Origin of the sequence: Pseudomonas sp. URMO17WK12:I7 (genome assembly GCF_003269045.1) — a bacterium.
In the GTDB taxonomy this organism is placed as follows: Bacteria; Pseudomonadota; Gammaproteobacteria; order Pseudomonadales; family Pseudomonadaceae; genus Aquipseudomonas; species Aquipseudomonas putida_J.
Genome location: NZ_QLTL01000022.1, coordinates 1 through 17,762, shown reverse-complemented (window position 1 = coordinate 17,762; position 17,762 = coordinate 1). Strand labels below are relative to the sequence as shown.

The window sequence follows — 17,762 nt, the reverse complement described above, 5'->3', positions numbered from 1 at the left end:
AGGCCGCTCCTACAAGCAATGCCAGTCTCGGCAATCAGTGCCCGTACCGGCCAACCAGGCTCTGCGCCCCTAGCGCATGCCCCTGCAGCAGTTCCAGCAAGCCGTTGCGGTCCAGTGCTTCGGGCAAGGTGCCCAGCGGCAGGTCGGTAGCGATCAGGGTCAGTGCATAGTGGTGCGGCTTGTCGCCGGCTGGCGGGCAAGGCCCGCGGTAGGTCATGGTGCCGTGCGAGTTGCGCCCGACGATCAGTGCCTGGCTGGTCTGCCAGCCGGCGCCTTCCTCCAGCGCGCCAAGCGACGGGTCGATGTCGTAGGCAATCCAGTGCACCACCCCCAGGCCCTTGCCACCGTCCGGGTCGAACATCACCAGGGCCAGCGACTGCGTGCCGTAGGGCAGGTTCTTCCAACTCAATTGTGGCGTGCGCCCCTCACCGGCACCACAGGCCGGGTCGGGCCCGACCTGCTGCAGGGCAATGACACCGCCATCGGTGAATGACGACGAGCTGATCGCCAGCGCGGCAGAATCGCCGCCAGCAGCCATGGCAGTGCAAGGCAGCAAGGCGGCGAGCAGCCAGGGTTTGAGGTTCATGGCGATTCCTCTGCAGGGCTTAGCGCCGCAGTGTAGACCAGCTACCGGTCAGCGGCTGTCCTGGTCTTCGGCAGTGCCCCCGGTGTGGCCGGCACCGGAGCCTGTGGCTTCGCCGGTGCTGTTGGAGCCGCCAGCGGCACCGTCGGCGGCATCGGTATTGCTGCCGGTGTCGCTGCTGTCGTTGTCCTTGGAACCGCCCGGGTTGTTGACACTGCTACCTTCACCGGCAGTCTTGCCACCGCGCTGGTCGGTTTTCGGGTGGCTGTCGGTATTGGTCATGTCCGTCGCGGCGTAGCTGGTGGTGGTGGCGATACCCATGGCGAGGGCGAGCAACAGCGAATGAATGCGGGTCATGGCAAGTCTCCTGGGAGGATGATCTGTCATTCGTTTGGCTGGCGGAGGAGGCTGGGGTGCCCCATGGGCGACGGGCGGTCAAAAAAAAGGGCCGCTAATAAGCGGCCCCTGCATTTACTTGGTGTCTGGCTGCGCGGTTGGTGCAGCCGCTTCGGTGGGCTCCAGGGGCGGGTGTTCCTGCGCCGCATGCATCAGGTCCTCGGTCACCCGCAGCTCCGCGCCGGTCGGCGAGAAGGTGGTCGATGCCGTGAACGGCGCCGGGTGCTCCGCCGCCGGGCGCTTGCCGCGGCGCCAGAGGAAGAAGCACACCATGCCCAGGTTGACCACGGCAAAGGCCCAGAACAGCCCCACTTCGCCAAATTCGGTCATCGCCGGCGAAATCGCCAGCGGCGCCATGGCCGAGCCCAGCGAGTTGATCAGCAGCAGGCCCTGGATCATCGGCACCAGGGCGTCGGATGGCGCCCGGTCGGCAGCATGGCTGACCGCCACCGGGTACAGCGCGAACACGCCGCCACCGAGCAGGAACAGCATGGCCGGCAGCAGGGCCGAATCCGAAGGCAGGAACACCGTGACCAGCGACAGCACCATGCACAGCCCGGCCAGGGCAATCAGCACATCCTGGCGGTCCTTGCGGTCGGACCAGCGCCCCACCGGGTATTGCAACAGCATGGCGCCGAGGATCACCCAGGCCATCATGTTGCCGACTTCGCCGACATCCAGGCCGATGCGCTGCAGGTACAGCGGCAACAGGGCGTAGATACCCGCAATGACCACACCCGAACCAAAGCAGCCGACCAGCCCCGACGGGGCAACGCCCAGCAATTGCCGTGGCTTGAGCGGCTCGACCTGATCCAGCAGTGGCGATACCCGCGGCAGGATCACGATCGGCAGTACCGACAGTGCGGCGAGCATGCCGGCAAGCATGAACGGGGCGCTGTCGCCCAGGTGGGTGATTTCGCCAAGGCCGGCCTGGGCGATCACACCTGCGCCATAGAAAGCAATCATGTACAGCGCCAGCAGGCGCCCGCGGATCTTCGCGTCACCGGCCAGCAGCAGCCAGCTTTCGATCACCAGGAATACACCGACCGCCGCCCAGCCATTGATCAGCCGCAGCACCGACCACCAGGTAACGTCGTAGAACAGCCCCTGCAGCAGGATGGTAGCGGCGATCAGCGAGGCGAAGCTGGTGTAGGCGCGGATATGGCCGATGCGCAGGATCAGCCGGTCGTTGAAGATGGCCCCGAGGGTCAGGCCGATGAAATAGGTCGACGAGACGATGCCGATGGTCGTTGCCGATTCTCCGGCAGCGTCCAGGCGCAGGGTGGTAAGGGAAGACATGAAGCCGTTGCCCAGGGCAATGATGAACAGCCCGAGCAGGGGCGCCAGCGCCATGGCCAGCAAACGCGGAGACATACAAACCTCAAGTTGGAGTGGCGGTCAGAAAAACGCCTCTTCGAACGCGCACGCCAAACGGACCCATCAAGGGCCGAAAAAGCTGCACGGATGTGCCTGGGCTGGATGCGACCTGGGCAAGACTCAACCGCTGGCCCCTGAAAGAGCGGGGCCGGGCGGATTCGGTTGAGCCTATTTCACATGGGCACCATGTGTTCAGGCCTGGACTCTGTCGTTGCTGCCGGTTGCCACCGTTCAAGGCGACGGGCGAAAAGGAAGCGCGATTCTACGGGTTGTGATCGATTTGCCCAAGAGGCCAAGGCCTGCGACGAGACGACGCAGGGCGGGATGCGACAGCTTTGTGCCCTGATCTGACATCTTTGGGGCCGCTGCGCGACCCTTTCGCGACACAAGGCCGCTCCTACAGGACGTGCGATCTCCTGTAGGAGCGGCCTTGTGTCGCGAAAGGGTCGCGCAGCGGCCCCAGATTCCTCAAGGCTGCGGCATAATCGGCATTCTCACCAAGGAAGGCCCGCCCCATGCTCGCTTCGCTGTTCGCCGTCCTCGCCCCGGTCTTCATCGTCGCCGGCATCGGCTACGCCTGGGCCCGCAAAGGCCTTGATTACCCCACCGAATTCATCGCCCGCATGGTCATGACCGTCGGTACGCCGTCGCTGGTGCTGTCGACCCTGAGCCGCACCGAGCTGGACGCTACGGCGTTCACCAGCATGGCCATGGCCTGCCTGCTATGCACCGTGGGCATGGCTGTGGCCGGGCTGCTGGTGTGCCGCGTCTCGGGCCAGCATTGGCGGGTGCTGCTGCCGGCATTCATGTTCCCCAACACCGGCAACATGGGCCTGCCGATCAGCCTGTATGCCTTCGGCGAGCATGGCCTGGCCCTGGCGGTGGCGTTCTTCCTGACCTTGTCGATCGTGCAGTTCACCCTGGGCATGGCCATTTCCGGCACGGTCGCCTCGTTCAAGGCCTTGCTGCGCAACCCGATCGTCATCAGCCTGGCCGGCGCCATGCCGATCATCTTCCTCGACTTCGAACTGCCACGCTGGCTGGCCAACACCGCCGACCTGCTGGGCGGCATGTCGATCCCGCTGATGCTACTGACCCTGGGCGTGTCGCTGGCCAGCATCCGCCCGCAGCATATCGGCGGCGGCCTGCTGCTGGGCGGTGTGCGCATCGTGCTGGGTGCGGCGGTAGGTTGGGCGGTGGGCGCGGCCCTGGGCATGGAGAGCATGGAGCGGGCAGTGCTGATGGTGCAGTCGGCGATGCCGGTCGCGGTGTTCAATTACCTGATGGCGGTGCGCGCCAACCGGCAGCCGGAGCAGGTGGCGAACCTGGTGATGTGTTCGACCGTGCTGTCGTTCCTCTGGCTGCCGGTGGTTCTGGCCTGGTGGCTGTAAACCTTACTTGTCGAACAAACGCTCGTGCACCCAGCCCTTGTTGGTCAGCACCATTACCCGTTTTTCCCGGGCCGGCTTATCAAGGGTCGCCACGGCAGTGCCCAGGTCACGGATGTTGGCCCTGACGTCGTCATTGGCCGCCCAGTCCGGCAGGCCGGTGATCTTGTAGGCGTAGGTCACATCGGCAACGGTGTGGCCCATCATCTGCCCCGGTTCGCTGAACTGCTCGATCGCCGTCACCTCTGCCTTGCCAAAGCACAGCCCGCCGCGGGTCTGGCCGTTTAGCATCTTCTGGGCATCGGCCTTGTAGTACTTGCGACCCTCGTCAGTGAGGTCGTAGGCATAGTAGATATCGGTGCGGGCCGGTTGCCACAGGCGCTCCGGCACTTCGACGCGGGAGATTTCCTGCTCGCTGACGATACCGACTCTGGCCAGGGCATGCAGCGCCTTGTTGGTGCCGGTGACGTCGAAGTCCTGGGTCTTGGTGGGGAAATCGGTGACCACGAAGCAGTGGGGGTACTGCGTGTCGAGGTAGGCCTGGGCCGCCTTGTGGAAGTTGGCCTCGCTGGCGTCCTTGGTGTCCGAGCAGCCGGCCAGGGTGGCCAGCAGCGCCAGCGGTACGATCTTCCTGTACATGTTCAAGCGTCCTTGGATGGCGAAGATAAGCCGGGGTCGGGCATTAGAACCCACGGCCTAGAGCGGCGCAATCGTGGCAAGACGGCATCTCGAACGGGTTCACAGTTCGAACCCGTGTCGGCTTTTTCGCGGGCACGCCCGCCCCACAGGTACTGCTTTTCCTGTAGGGGCGGGCTGCCCGCGAAAGGGCCTCAACGGTTCGGTACATCCCGTGTGCGCAGTTTCTCTGGCAGGGCGAACAGTACCAGCAGCGCCGTCACCACGCAGGCGCCGGCAATCAGGTACAGCGCCGGTGTGGTGGTGCCGGTCAGGTCACGGATGCGGCCCACCAGTACCGGGCTGACGATACCGCCCAGTTGGCCCAAGGTATTGATCAAGGCGATGCCCCCGGCTGCACCGGCGCCAGCCCCGGCCAGCAGTTTCGGTGGCAATGCCCAGAAGCTCGGGATAGATGCCACCACACCTGCGCCCAGCAGGCCGAGGGACACCAGCAGCAACGGCGTGTTGTCATCGAACAGCCCGGCGCAGAGGAAGCCCAGCGCGCCCAGCGAGATCAGCCCGGCGGTGAACCAGCGCCGTTCGCCCGTGGCATCCGACAGGCGCCCGCACACGACCATGGCAATGGCGCCGCAGATGTAGGGGATGGCCGTCAGCAGACCGATCATCGACGGGTTTTCGGTACCAGCACTGCGGATCAGCTGCGGCGCCCAGAAGTTCAGGCCATAGGATGCAATCTGGATCAGGAAGTAGATCAGCCCCAGGGTCAGGAAACCCGGAATACGGATGGCCTGCAGCAACGAGCCTTGGCCATGGGCGGCCTGCGGCGGGTCGATGCGCGACAGCAGCAGCTGCTTTTCCGCCTGGTTCAGCCAGCCGGCGTCCTCGATGCGGTCTTTGAGCCGGGTCAGCACCAACAGACCAAGGGCCACGCAAGGCAGGCCGCCGAGCAGGAACAGCCAGTGCCAGCCGCGCATTTGCAAGGCACCGTCGAGGTGGCCGAGGATCAGGCCCGAGAACGGCGCACCGAACAGCCCGGCGAAGGCCGAAGCGAGGAACAGCAACGAGGTGATGCGGCCCCGGTAGTGGCTGGGGAACCACAGCGTCAGGTAGTACAGCACACCCGGGGCAAAGCCGGCTTCCATGGCACCGATGATGAAGCGCAGCGCATAGAACTGCCACTCGTTGCTCACGAACACCATCGCGGCCGTGGCCAGCCCCCAGGAAATCATGATGCGGGCAATCCAGCGGCGTGCGCCAACCTTGTACAGCATCAGGTTGCTGGGCACCTCGAACAGCACATAACCGACCACGAACAGGCTGGCGCCAAGGCCATAGGCGGTGTCGCTGAAGCCCAGGTCGGTCTGCAGCTGGAACTTGGCGAAGCTGATGTTGATGCGGTCGAAGAAGGCGAACAGGTAGCAGACCATGATCAGCGGCATCAACCGCCAGGCGACCTTGCGCACCAGGGCTTTTTCGCTGTCGGTTGTGCCATCGGCAGCCGTGTGCAGGGCGGAAAGACTCATTGTGTGTTCTCCAGTCGGGCCGCGACGTTGGCGGCCCTGTTGTTCTTGTTGTCTGGTGGGGCGAACCCCGGGTTACCGCAGTGGATCAGGCGGGCAGGCCGGCCGGCAGCGGGTGCAGGTCGCAATTGCGGCCGGCCTTGGCCAGCTGGCCGGGCACCTCATGGCCGAGCAGGGCAGGCAGGCCCCGCGCCAGGCGAATGAGGCCATCGAGGTCGATGCCGGTGGGGATGCCGGTTTCGGCACACAGGTTGGCCAGGTCCTCGGTACAGATGTTGCCGGACGCACCCGGGGCGAACGGGCAGCCACCGAGCCCGCCGAGGGCGGCATCGAAGCGACGCGCCCCGGCTTCATAGGCAGCCAGCACGTTGCACAGGCCCAGGCCCCGCGTGTTGTGGAAATGCAGCGTGAGCATGCCTGCCGGCACCCGCTCCAGGCTGCGGCGTACCAGGCGTTCGACCTGGCGCGGGTTGGCCATGCCGGTGGTGTCGGCCAGGGTCACGCCGTGCACGCCCAGTTCCAGGTACGCATCAAGCAGGCGCAGCACCAGGTCTTCATCGATGCGCCCCTCGAACGGGCAGCCGAAGGCGGTCGCCACTGTGGCATTGAGGCTGACCGGCCGCCCCTGCACGGCCTGCACGATGTCACCGAAGCCCGCCAGCGATTGTTCGCGTCGCATGCGCATGTTGGCCAGATTGTGCGACTGGCTGGCCGACAGCACGAGGTTCAGCTCATCGGCGCCGGCCGCCAAGGCAAATTCGGCGCCCTTGAGGTTGGGGATCAATGCTACATAGACCACCCCCGGGTGGCGCTGTATGCCGCGGAACACCGCATCGCCGTCGCGCAATGCCGGGATCGCCCTGGGCGAGACGAACGAGCCGGCCTCGATACGGCTGAAGCCCAGGCGTGAAAGGCCGTCGACCAGGGCGATCTTGTCTTCGGTGGCGACCCAGGTTGGTTCGATCTGCAGGCCGTCGCGCGGTGCGACTTCCTGGATGATCAGCTGCTCAGGGTTGGCTGGGATCATTGCACCACCCCCTGGCTGCGCAGGCGGGCGATGTCGGCGGCAGCGAACCCCAGGCCACCAAGCACGTCGTCGGTGTGCTCGCCCAGCGCCGGCCCTTGCCAGTCGACACGGCCTGGCGTGGCGGAGAGCTTGGGCACGATGCCCGGCATGCGCACAGCGGTGCCATCGGGCAACTGGCTGTCGAGCAGCATGTCGCGTGCCTGGTAGTGCGGGTCATTGACGATATCGGCAACCGAGTAGATGCGCCCGGCCGGGACTTCAGCCAGTTCCAGCGCGGCCAGCACCGCGTCGATCGAATGCTGGCGGGTCCACTGTTCGATGGCGTCGTCGAGCCGCGCGGCCTGGGCGGCGCGGCCGTCGTTGTGGGCGAACTCGCTGGCTGCACCCAGGTCGGGCCGGCCGATGGCCTGCATCAGGCGGCGGAAGATCGGGTCGCTGTTGCCGGCGATCACCACAAAGGCGCCATCGGCAGTGCGGTAAGTGTTCGACGGCGCAATACCGGGCAACGCGCCGCCACTGCGCTCACGCACGTGGCCAAGCAGGTCGTATTCGGGGATCAAGCTTTCCATCAGGTTGAACACGCTTTCCACCAGCGACACATCGACCACCTGGCCGAGCCCACCGTTGGCGCGCACATTGAACAGCGACAGCAGGGCACCCATGACCGCATGCAGCGAGGCCAGCGAGTCGCCCAGGCTGACCCCGGCACGCGCCGGTGCGGCACCAGGCTCGCCCGTGGTATAGCGGATGCCGCCCATGGCCTCGCCAATGGCGCCGAAGCCCGGGCGGTCACGGTACGGGCCACTCTGGCCGTAGCCGGAGATGCGCACCAGGGTCAGGCGTGGGTTGAGCGCATGCAGTACGTCCCAGCCAAGGCCGAGTTTTTCCAGGGCTCCGGGGCGCAGGTTTTCGATGAGGACGTCGGTTTCCTGCAGCAACTGCTTGACGATGGCCAGGCCTTCGGCGGCCTTGAGGTCCAGCGCCAGGGACTTCTTGTTGCGTGATTGCAGGTACCACCAGAGTGAAGTGCCGTCGTGCAGCTTTCGCCACTTGCGAAGGGGGTCGCCCTGGCCCAGGGCTTCGATCTTGATCACTTCGGCGCCGAATTCACCGAGCAGGCGGGCGGCAAAGGGCGCGGCGATCAGCGTGCCGATTTCCAGCACCCGGATGCCTTCGAGGGGAGCGGGCATGTTGCGTACCTCATTGTTCTTGGACTTTGAGGTAGAGGGTAAGGCTGGCAGAAGCAGGGCACCAATCCTGTGTCGGCAACTACCGTTCGCGAAACGCGAAGGGTTGGTGCTGCTCATGTACCGACCTTTTGGCGGCTATTGCTCGACTCCCCGCAGTTGCTCGAACAACAACCGGCTTACCGGCGACAGCGCCTCCAGCTCGCGTGCCACCAGCAGCAACTCGCGCTCGGCCCAGTCGTCGCTCAGGGCCACGGCGCGCAAGCCGAGTGCGCCACCGAACAGTTCGAAGGCCTTGCGCGGCAGGATACCCACGCCCATGTCGGCCTGCACCATGCGGCACACCGCATCAAAGCTCGGCACATGAATGCGCAGGCGCAGGACCTTGCCGGCCCGGCGTGCGGCCTCGACTGTGCGCATGTTGATCGAACTGGCCGAGTGCAGGCCAACGAAGTCGTTGTCCAAGGTCTCGGCAAAGGCCACCTGCGGTAGCTCTGCCAGTGGATGCCCCTGGCGCACCACCAGCACCAGTTGGTCGCGCTTGTAGGGCACGGCATGCAAGTCGCGGGTATCACTGTCGCCAGAGCAGATGCCCAGGTCAGCGACACCGTCAAGCAGGCCCTGGACCACGCCACCGCTCGGGCGCTCCTCCAGGTCGACCTTGATCTGCGCATGGTCGGCACTGAACGCGGCAAGGTCTTCGGGCAAGAACTGGATGATCGCAGACAGGTTGGCCAGCATCCGCACGTAACCGCGCACGCCTTGCAGGTGCTCGCCCAGCTCCAGGCCGATCTTCTCCAGGTTGAACAGCATGCGCCGGGCATGGTGCAGCAGGGTCTCGCCGGCCGGGGTGAGCTGCATGCCGCGGGCCTGGCGCAGGAACAGCGGCGAGCCGAGCGCGCCCTCCAGTTCATTCAGGCGCTTGCTGGCAGCAGACACCGCGATGGCCTCGCGCGCCGCAGCACGGGTCAGGCTGCCTGCTTCGTGAACGGCCACGAACAGCTGCAAGGTGACCAGGTCCAGGCGGCGGATCAGGTTGTTCAACTGCATGGGGGCGTCATTCCTTGTTGCGCGTATCGATGCTCACCACCACCGACATGCCCGGGCGCAGGCGCGCGGCGTCTGGCTGGCCGGGGTCGACGGTGATGCGCACCGGGATGCGTTGGGCGATCTTCACGAAGTTGCCGGTGGCGTTATCGGCCTGCAGTAGCGCGAACTCAGAGCCGGTGGCCGGCGAAATCTGTTGTACGTGGCCATACAGCTTCAAGTGGTTCAAGGCATCGACGGTAAAGGTAACCGGCTGGCCAATGCGCACGTCGGCCATCTGGGTTTCCTTCATGTTGGCGATCACCCACAGGGTATCGGGCACCAGTGGCATCAGCTGCGCACCGGAATTGACGTAGGCACCCAGGCGCGTGCCGATCTGCCCCAGCTGGCCGTCACGCGGGGCGGTGACGCGGGTGTTGTCCAGATCGATGCGGGCCAGCTCGACGGCGGCCTTGGCGTTTTCCACCGAGGCCTCCAGCGAAGCGCGGTTGACCACCACCGTTTCGCGGTCCTGGCGGGCGATTTCCAGCGCGGCCTTGGCCTGGGCCAAGCTGGCGACGGCGGCGGCCTCGCTGGCGCGGGCCAGGTCCAGCGAGCTGCGCGATACCGAGCCATCACTGACCAGCGCCTGGTTGCGGCCGAGGTCGGCCTTGGCCTTGGTCGCCTGGGCCGAGGCGTCGCCAATCGCCGCCTGGCGTTGGGCGATGGTGGCGTCGGCGCTCTTGCGCTGCTGCAGGTTGTTGGCCAGCGCTGCCTGCTGCTGTTGCAGCTGGGCGATGGCCTGGGCCAGGCGCTGCTTGTAGATGCGGTCGTCCAGTTGCACCAGCAGGTCGCCGGCCTTGACGAACTGGAAGTCATGCACCGGCACGTCGACGACATAGCCGCTTAGCTGCGGCCCAATGATCGTCACCTGGCCGCGCACCAGGGCATTTTCGGTGCTTTCGATGGCGCTGCTGAACGGCGGCAGGTTCCAGGCGTAGAGCACCAGCAAAATGCCGGCCAGTGCCACGCAGGCGAAGCTGATCGAGGACAGGATGCGCACCCGCCGCGTGCGCAACGGGCTGCTCGGTTCGCTGGGTGGGGTGCTGCCTTCCGGGGTTTCGGCAATGGCGGTGGTGGTCGTGGTACGGGTTTCTTCGGTCATCGGCTGGCAGTACCGCTGGTGGAGTCGGATGAAGCAGCCTGGCGGGCGACGTACCATAGCCAGGAGCCGCGAATGGTAATCCAGATCATGGTCAGCACGGCGATGCTGCCGATCAGCACGAACACGTCGTTGTAGGCCATCACGTTGGCCTCGCGGGTGGCGGCGCCGGCCAACACGCGCAGGCCGGCTTCGCTGCGCAGTGCCGGATCGGCGAGGATCCCGGCATAACCGGCGCCGCCGCTTTGCACTCGGGCGTTGACCAAGGGGTCGAGGTAGCTGAGGCGGTCCATCAGGTGGCTGGAATGGAATTTCTCGCGCCAGGTCTGGAAGGTGCCCAGCAGCGCCGCGCCGATCAGGCCACCGAGGTTGTTGCAGATGCCGAACAGCACCGAAAAGCTCACCAGGTTGCGCGGGTTGGCCCGCACATGGCTGATGCCCAGGGCCATCGACGGGCCGAGGAAGAACGTGCTGCCAAAAGCCAGCAGGAACTGGCTGAAGTACATCTGCGCCGGGCGCGTGAGGTTGCTCGAGCTGCTGTCCATGAACGCCCCGGCGGCCATCGCCATCAGCGAAACGAACAGCGGGATGATCAGGTGCTTGGGGTCGATGGTCAGCGCACTGCTGGCCAGGCCCGCCACGGCGCCGAGCAGCATGATCCAGTACAGCGAGCGCATCTGCTCGCTACCCATGTTCAACACCTGCAGGAAGCCCACGGCGCCGGTGGACTGTTCCGAGGTGACCATGCGGATCAGTATCACGCACAGGCCAAGGCGGATGATCGCGCCACTGCCCAGCCAGCGTGTCATCAGCAGCGGGTTCTGGCGGTTGTGCTCGATGGCAAGGCCGGTGAATATCAAGGCAATGGAGCAGGCCAGGGCAACGCCGATCCACGGCGCCTCCAGCCACCAGTCGATGCGCCCGAGCGACAGTGCGGCGCACAGCAGGGCGACGCCGCTGGCCATCAGGGTGAAGGTGAGGAAATCCAGCGGCTCGAAGGTCTTGAAGCGGTCGCCGGGGGGTAGCTTGAGCAGTAGCACGCAGCCCAGAGCGGCCAGTGCCAGGCCCAGTTCGAACAGGTACAGGCCACGCCATTCGGCGATCTGCAGCAGGTCTTCGGAGAAGATCCTCGCCAGCGGCAGGGCCAGCTGCGAGGCGCCCAGGCCAAGCACCATGGCTTTGAGCCGCCAACGTTCAGGGAACGCCTGAATCATGTAGTACAGCCCCAGCGAGCTGAGTGCCGCGCCAACCATGCCGTGGGCGGCACGCACCGCGATGGCCGAGTTGAGGTCGTTGACCAGCAGGTGGGCGAAGGTGACCAGGGCATACAGCACCAGGAACACCTCGGTGAAGGCGCGCAGACCAAACTGCTGGCGGAACTTGACCAGTAGCAGGTTGATCGACACGTTGGTCATCACATACGCCGCCGGCAGCCAGGCCATCTCGGCGCTGGTCGCGCCCAGCGCGCCTTGAAGGAACACCAGGTTGGCAGTGACCAGTGCGTTCCCCAGGCCACCGGTAATTGCCACCAGCAGGCCGACCACCCCGTACGCCAGGCGCTTGGCCGGCGTGTGCAGAGGCGTGGAAGGGGAGCCGGGGAGGCTGGGCTTCTCGTGCGGGAGCCACTGGCGCGGGGTGTATTTGTCCATGGGGCTGACTGTACTTCAGGGGTGATGGGTGTGGGAACAGGTGGTTGGCTCAAGGTCTTCAGCGCCTGGGCGATCGATCGCCGCCCGCGCGGCGCATCGCGGATGAATCCGCTCCTACGTTTGTTGCAACGTGCCGAACCTGTTAAGCCATGGTTGCCCGCCCTGGTGCAGGTCTTGAGCCTTGCAAACAAGGCTAAAAACCATGGCCTCACAGGCATGGCCACGTTGCAACAAACGTAGGAGCGGATTTATCCGCGATGCGCCGCGCGGGCGGCGCTCGATCGCCCAGGCGCTGAAGAGCCCATGACCTACCGTTACCGGCCCACCACCATGGCGGTGAACGGTGCTACGTAAGCCTGCAGTGTCACCAGTCCACCCACCAGCACCGCCAGCACGATCGAGTGGAAGAACACATAGCGCAGAATCTCGCCTTCATGCCCATACCAGCGGGTCGCAGTGGAGGCCACGACGATCGACTGCGCATCGACCATCTTGCCCATCACCCCACCCGAACTGTTGGCCGCCGCCATCAACACCGGGCTCAACCCCAGCTGCTCCGCCGTCACCCGCTGCAGCCCGCCGAACAGCACGTTGGAGGCCGTATCCGACCCGGTCAGCGCCACACCCAGCCAGCCCAGCAGGGTCCCGAACATCGGGTAGAAGATACCCGTGGCGGCGAACGCCAGGCCCATGGTTGCGTCCAGCCCCGAGTAGCGCGTGAGGAAGCCCAGCGCCAGCATGGCGACGATGGTGATCAGCGAATAACGCACCACCCACAGCGTGCGCAGGTACTGCCGCCCGAGTGCCAGTGGCGAGTAGCCCATCAGCAGCCCGCCCAGCACCGCCGCGAGGAAAATGCCGCTGCCGGTGGCGGTGAACCAGGTGAACTTGTACTGGGCGTCTTCCTTTTTAGGCGCCGGGACAACGGGCGGCACCTTCTCGATCTGCTGGTGGATCGCGTCGAAGGTGAACACCGGGGCAAACACCGGGTTGCTTTCACGCATCGGCTTGCCCTGTGGGTCGAGCATCGCCGCGCCGCTAGCTGGGTCGAGCGCCGGGCGGGTGTCGAACAGGTTCTTGAAGCTCGCCGTGCCCCAGGCGAACACGAACACAGTGAGAATGATCCAGGGCAGCCAGGCCTTGAACACGCTGCGCGGGTCGCTCTGGGCGAAGGTGGTCGCGGCGCCTGCTTTGCCGTCGTCCTCGACCTTGGAATCGTCGACCCGCCCGGTGAGCGCCGCCGATGTGTGCACCGTCGCCGGTTTCCATACCCTCAGGAAGGCGGTCAGGCAGGCCATGGAGATCAACGCGGCGATCACGTCCACCAGCATGGGCCCGTGGAAGTTCGACACCAGGAACTGCGGCACCGCAAACGTGACGCCAGCCACCAGGATCGCCGGCCACACTTCGAGCATCTTGCGCCAGCCGGCAAAGGCCCAGATCAGCCAGAACGGCACAATCACCGAAAAGAACGGCAGTTGCCGACCGACCATGGCCGACAGCTCCATTTCATCCAGCCCGGTGACCTTGGCCAAGGTGATGATCGGCGTGCCCAGTGCGCCGAACGCTACCGGTGCGGTGTTGGCTATCAATGCCAGCCCGGACGCCGCCAGCGGCGAGAAGCCCAAGCCAATAAGGATTGCCCCAGTCACCGCCACCGGCGTGCCGAAGCCAGCCGCACCTTCGAAGAAAGCACCGAAGCAAAATGCGATCAGCAGCAACTGCAGGCGGCGGTCGTCGGTGATGCGTGCCAGCGAGTCCTGCAACACCTTGAACGAGCCGTTCTCGGTGGTCAGCCGGTGCAGGAAGATGATGTTCAGCACGATCCAGCCGATCGGCAGCAGGCCATTGGCAGCGCCGTACAGCGCAGCCGAGCCTGCCATGTTGGCCGGCATGCCGAAGGCGAAGATCGAGATCAGCAGCGCCGAGCCCAGGGCGAGCAGGGCAGCGATGTGCGCTTTGATATGGAAGAAGGCCAGTGCTGCCAGCATCACCACCACCGGCACTGCGGCCATGAGCGTGGAGAGCACGGGGCTTGCGAACGGGTCGTAGATTTGCTGCCAGACCATTTGCCACCTCATTTGTTGTTATGTGAGGTATCGCGTTTTTGGGCAGACGGCATGCGGGATGCCAGGGGAAGTATAGGAAGGATTCATCCACCTGTGCCGGCCTCATCGCGGCTAAAGCCGCTCCTACAGGAGATGCGCGTCCCGTGTAGGAGCGGCTTTAGCCGCGAAGAGGCCGGTACCGGCTCTACAAAGCCCGGGCGAGAAACGCGGCAGTACGGCTGTCAGCACACCCCGCCACCACCTGCGGTGTACCACTGGCCACCACCCGCCCACCCGCATCCCCAGCCCCCGGCCCGATGTCGATCACCCAGTCACTCTGCGCCACCACCCGCATGTCATGCTCGACCACCACCACACTGTGGCCCGCCTCGACCAACCGGTTGAGCTGCACCAGCAAGCGGTCGATATCCTGCGGGTGCAGCCCGTTGGTGGGCTCATCCAGCACATACAAGGTCGCACCACGCGCCACACGCTGCAGCTCGGTGGCCAGCTTGATCCGCTGCGCCTCGCCACCGGACAACTCGGTAGCCGGCTGGCCCAGGCGCAGGTAGCCCAGGCCGATATCCTGTAGCACCTGCAGGCAACGCCGCGCCGGTGGTTGCTCGGCGAACACCGCCAGCGCCTGCTCGACGGTCAGTTGCAGCACCTGAGCGATGTTCATGCCTTGCCAGCTCACCGCCAGCGTCTCTGGGTTGTAGCGTGCGCCATGGCAAGTCGGGCAGGGCGCGTAGACGCTGGGCATGAACAGTAGCTCGACGCTGACGAAGCCTTCGCCTTCGCAATTTTCGCAACGGCCCTTGGCCACGTTGAACGAGAAACGGCCGGCATCGAAACCGCGGGCCTTGGCCTGCTCGGTGGCGGCGAACAGCTTGCGCACGTGGTCGAACAGCCCTGTGTAGGTCGCGAGGTTGGAGCGCGGCGTGCGGCCGATCGGCTTCTGGTCCACCTGCACCAGCCGCTTGATGCTGTCGAGGCCTGCGCTGACGCGCCCGGCACTTATCTGTTCAGGTTCATCCTCAAGGCTTTGCTCTTCAGGTTCGGTCTTCTGCTCGGCATGACCGAGATGGGCCCCGACCAGCTCCAGCAGGGCCTGGCTGACGAGGCTCGACTTGCCCGAACCAGAAATGCCGGTGACCGAAGTGAAACAACCCAGCGGAAAGCGGGCGCTGAGGTTGTGGAGGTTGTTGCGGGAGATGCCTTCGAGTGCCAGCCAGTCTTGCGGCTGGCGTGGCGTGCGCAGGTTGCGCTGCGGATCAGCGAACAGGTAGGCGGCGGTGCGCGAAGCCTCCACCTGTGCCAGGCCGCTCGGCGGACCGCTGTAGAGGATCTGCCCACCATGCTCGCCAGCAGCGGGGCCGACGTCCACCAACCAGTCGGCGCGGCGCATGGTGTCCAGGTCGTGCTCCACCACGTACACCGAATTGCCAGCCTGCTTGAGCCGTTGCAGGGCATCGAACAGCGCTTCGCTGTCTGCCGGGTGCAGGCCGGCGGAGGGCTCGTCGAGCACGTAGATCACGCCGAACAGCTGCGAGTTGAGCTGGGTGGCCAGGCGCAGGCGTTGCAGTTCGCCAAACGACAGCGTCGGCGTGCTGCGCTCCAGCGCCAGGTAGCCCAGACCCAGGTCGATCAGGGTGTCGATGCGCTCCAGCAGTTCGTTGGCGATGCGTTGCGCGGCCAGGCGTTTCTCCAGGGTGAGGTTGTCATCGTGCTGCTCCAGGTAGCCCGGCGCTGCGACCTGGCGAAACACCTCGGCCAGCGCCTGCAGCGGCAGCCGCGACAGCTCGCCGATGTCTCGGCTGGCAAAGGTCACGTCCAGCGCCGCCCGTTTCAACCGTTTGCCTTGGCACAACGGGCATGGACTGGGGCGCATGTACTGCGCCACGCGCTTGCGCATCTGTGCGCTCTGCGAGTGCATGAAGGTATGCAGCACGTAGCGCCGGGCGCCACTGAAGGTGCCTTGGTAACTGGGTTCGAGCTTGCGCTTGAGTGCGGCGCGGGTCTGCGCCGGTGTCAGGCCGGCGTACACCGGCACGGTGGGCGTCTCTTCGGTGTAGAGAATCCAGTCGCGCTGTTCCTGCGGCAGGTCGCGCCAGGGGATGTCGACGTCATAGCCCAGGGTCACCAGAATGTCGCGCAGGTTTTGCCCCTGCCAGGCCATCGGCCAAGCCGCCACGGCACGCTCGCGAATAGTCAGTGAAGGGTCGGGGACCATGGTCGCTTCGGTCACTTCATAGACCCGGCCCAGCCCATGGCACTCCGGGCAGGCGCCTTGTGGGGTGTTGGGCGAGAAGTCCTCGGCGTACAGCATCGGTTGCCCGGCCGGGTAGCTGCCGGCGCGGGAGTAGAGCATGCGGATAGAACTGGACAGCGTGGTGACGCTGCCCACCGACGAGCGTGCGCTGGGCGTGCCGCGTTGCTGCTGCAGCGCCACGGCCGGGGGCAGGCCTTCGATGGCGTCGACATCCGGCACGCCGACCTGGTCGATCAGCCGCCGGGCATAGGGCGCGACAGACTCGAAATAGCGGCGCTGGGCTTCGGCGTAGAGGGTGGAGAAGGCCAGCGAAGACTTGCCCGAGCCGGACACACCGGTGAACACCACCAGCGCGTCGCGGGGGATGTCGACATCGATGTTCTTCAGGTTGTGCTCGCGGGCGCCACGGACGCGGACGAAACCGGTGGGGGTAGTGGGGCGTGGCGACATGGCGCAGTCCTTGGCGGTGGGGAACGCTCAAGTTAACAGCATTTCCAACGGCAGGGGCGGCCAGGCATGGTTTGTGGCGTGGGTGGTTCTGGGTAAACTGCGCCTTTTCAAGGAGCACCGCCCCGCATGACGCCTTTTGCAACCCGCTTGTCGCGCTACTTCAGCTTTACCTCCCTCGCCATCGCGGTAATCGGCGTGCTGTTCTCGCTCTATGTCGCCGCCGACTCAGGTGGCTATGCGCCTTTTCTGGGGAGCGACCCGGTCATGTGGGGCCTCACGTTCTTCTGGCTGACCAACGTGATCACCTTGGTACTCAATGCCGTGGTCTGGCTGTGCGGGCGCCGGCCTGCCTGGTTCAGCTGGACCATTGCGGTGCAGTTGCTGTTGGCGATCGGGTTGCTGTTCGTGGAGGGTTGAGCGCTATAAGGCGCTTCAAGTTGCTCGTCAAACGATCCCAGAACTGCAGGGTCTGTTCGTCATTCTTGAACCCAGGCCCGCTGTCCACGGTGCTTAGTTCGAGCAAGGTGTAGGGCTCCAGGCTGCACCCTGGGGTGCCGGGGTATTCGAGGCTGAATGCATAGACACTCTTACCGCTGCCCCTGGACTTGAGCAACAGTTCATCGAACATCAGGCCTGCTACCGCCTTTCTGCTTTTTCTCAGGACGGTGGGGCCAGCGAGCATGAGGGGGTGAACACCACGGCAGTTTGCGGGCCGGGAAAGGTGGGCTTGGCGTGCTCGAACGGGCTGCGGTAGGGCGCGCTGTGCAACTGGCCTTCGAAGGTGTTGAGGAAGAAGCCGTAGGAGGCTTCGCTGAGCTTCGAGCCGAGCAGCGAATCGTCCGGTGCCGGGCGTACCGATTTGAACAAGGGTGCCAGACTGCCGGGGGCTTCGCGGCGCTGCTGGGCCATGGGCAGGTTGCTTTCGGCAAAGAACTGCACTTCGATCAGCAGGAACTGCCGGGCCTCGGCTGCCTTGCGCTCGTACAGCGGGTGCTGGGTGAGTTCGAACCAGCGACCGGCTTCGAGTTGGCGCACGCC

Annotated in this window: 15 protein-coding genes and 1 pseudogene; 2 read left to right on the top strand and 14 right to left on the bottom strand. The window is 65.4% G+C overall.

Going from position 1 to position 17,762, the window contains the following annotated elements; translation table 11 throughout:
• Positions 1 to 34 precede the first annotated feature (34 nt).
• From H040_RS24310 to H040_RS24300, 3 genes are all read right to left on the bottom strand, one after another.
• The gene (locus H040_RS24310; protein ID WP_027919002.1) at positions 35 to 586 is read right to left on the bottom strand and encodes a YbhB/YbcL family Raf kinase inhibitor-like protein; all 552 of its coding nucleotides are present in this window, start codon (positions 584 to 586) and stop codon (positions 35 to 37) included.
• 48 nt (positions 587 to 634) lie between these two features.
• Positions 635 to 940 carry a hypothetical protein gene (locus H040_RS24305; protein ID WP_027919001.1) on the bottom strand — a complete coding sequence of 102 codons (306 nt, stop codon included), beginning with the start codon at positions 938 to 940 and terminating at the stop codon, positions 635 to 637.
• Positions 941 to 1,054: 114 nt separating this feature from the next.
• Positions 1,055 to 2,353 (bottom strand): MFS transporter, encoded by a 1,299-nt coding sequence (locus H040_RS24300; protein WP_027919000.1) that lies wholly within the window; start codon positions 2,351 to 2,353, stop codon positions 1,055 to 1,057.
• 518 nt (positions 2,354 to 2,871) lie between these two features.
• Here H040_RS24300 and H040_RS24295 point away from each other — a divergent pair.
• Positions 2,872 to 3,747 carry an AEC family transporter gene (locus H040_RS24295; RefSeq protein WP_027918999.1) on the top strand — a complete coding sequence of 292 codons (876 nt, stop codon included), beginning with the start codon at positions 2,872 to 2,874 and terminating at the stop codon, positions 3,745 to 3,747.
• 3 nt (positions 3,748 to 3,750) lie between these two features.
• Here H040_RS24295 and H040_RS24290 read toward each other — a convergent pair whose 3' ends face one another.
• The 9 genes from H040_RS24290 to uvrA all read right to left on the bottom strand — a co-directional run bounded on the left by H040_RS24290 (position 3,751) and on the right by uvrA (position 16,724).
• Positions 3,751 to 4,383 (bottom strand): hypothetical protein, encoded by a 633-nt coding sequence (locus H040_RS24290; RefSeq protein WP_027918998.1) that lies wholly within the window; start codon positions 4,381 to 4,383, stop codon positions 3,751 to 3,753.
• 191 nt (positions 4,384 to 4,574) lie between these two features.
• On the bottom strand, positions 4,575 to 5,906 hold the full coding sequence (locus H040_RS24285; protein WP_027918997.1) for an MFS transporter: 1,332 nt from the start codon (positions 5,904 to 5,906) through the stop codon (positions 4,575 to 4,577).
• A gap of 85 nt (positions 5,907 to 5,991) precedes the next feature.
• Complete coding sequence (locus H040_RS24280; RefSeq protein WP_027918996.1) at positions 5,992 to 6,930, bottom strand: hydroxymethylglutaryl-CoA lyase; 939 nt, start codon at positions 6,928 to 6,930, stop codon at positions 5,992 to 5,994.
• Complete coding sequence (locus H040_RS24275) at positions 6,927 to 8,120, bottom strand: CaiB/BaiF CoA transferase family protein (protein ID WP_027918995.1); 1,194 nt, start codon at positions 8,118 to 8,120, stop codon at positions 6,927 to 6,929. Before H040_RS24275 ends, H040_RS24280 begins: the two co-directional genes overlap by 4 nt.
• Positions 8,121 to 8,255: 135 nt before the next feature.
• Entirely contained in the window at positions 8,256 to 9,167 is a 912-nt protein-coding gene (locus H040_RS24270; protein WP_027918994.1) for a LysR family transcriptional regulator, read from the bottom strand.
• 7 nt (positions 9,168 to 9,174) lie between these two features.
• Entirely contained in the window at positions 9,175 to 10,308 is a 1,134-nt protein-coding gene (locus H040_RS24265) for an HlyD family secretion protein (protein ID WP_027918993.1), read from the bottom strand.
• Positions 10,305 to 11,954: an MFS transporter gene (locus tag H040_RS24260; protein ID WP_027918992.1), complete on the bottom strand. Its 1,650-nt coding sequence runs from the start codon at positions 11,952 to 11,954 to the stop codon at positions 10,305 to 10,307. Before H040_RS24260 ends, H040_RS24265 begins: the two co-directional genes overlap by 4 nt.
• Before the next feature lie 314 nt (positions 11,955 to 12,268).
• Positions 12,269 to 14,023, bottom strand: coding sequence for an L-lactate permease (locus tag H040_RS24255; protein WP_027918991.1), 1,755 nt, complete (start codon positions 14,021 to 14,023; stop codon positions 12,269 to 12,271).
• A gap of 184 nt (positions 14,024 to 14,207) precedes the next feature.
• Positions 14,208 to 16,724, bottom strand: coding sequence for an excinuclease ABC subunit UvrA (gene uvrA, locus H040_RS24245; RefSeq protein WP_027918990.1), 2,517 nt, complete (start codon positions 16,722 to 16,724; stop codon positions 14,208 to 14,210).
• Positions 16,725 to 16,850: 126 nt separating this feature from the next.
• On the opposite strand from uvrA, the gene H040_RS24240 reads away from it, so the two are divergent.
• Positions 16,851 to 17,141 carry a hypothetical protein gene (locus H040_RS24240; protein ID WP_027918989.1) on the top strand — a complete coding sequence of 97 codons (291 nt, stop codon included), beginning with the start codon at positions 16,851 to 16,853 and terminating at the stop codon, positions 17,139 to 17,141.
• On the opposite strand, the gene H040_RS28230 is transcribed toward H040_RS24240, so the two are convergent.
• The gene (locus H040_RS28230) at positions 17,080 to 17,352 is read right to left on the bottom strand and encodes a T6SS immunity protein Tli4 family protein (protein WP_371260250.1); all 273 of its coding nucleotides are present in this window, start codon (positions 17,350 to 17,352) and stop codon (positions 17,080 to 17,082) included. The genes H040_RS24240 and H040_RS28230 overlap by 62 nt on opposite strands.
• A gap of 29 nt (positions 17,353 to 17,381) precedes the next feature.
• Positions 17,382 to 17,762 (bottom strand): annotated as a pseudogene (locus H040_RS24235) (type VI secretion system Vgr family protein); the annotation flags it as partial.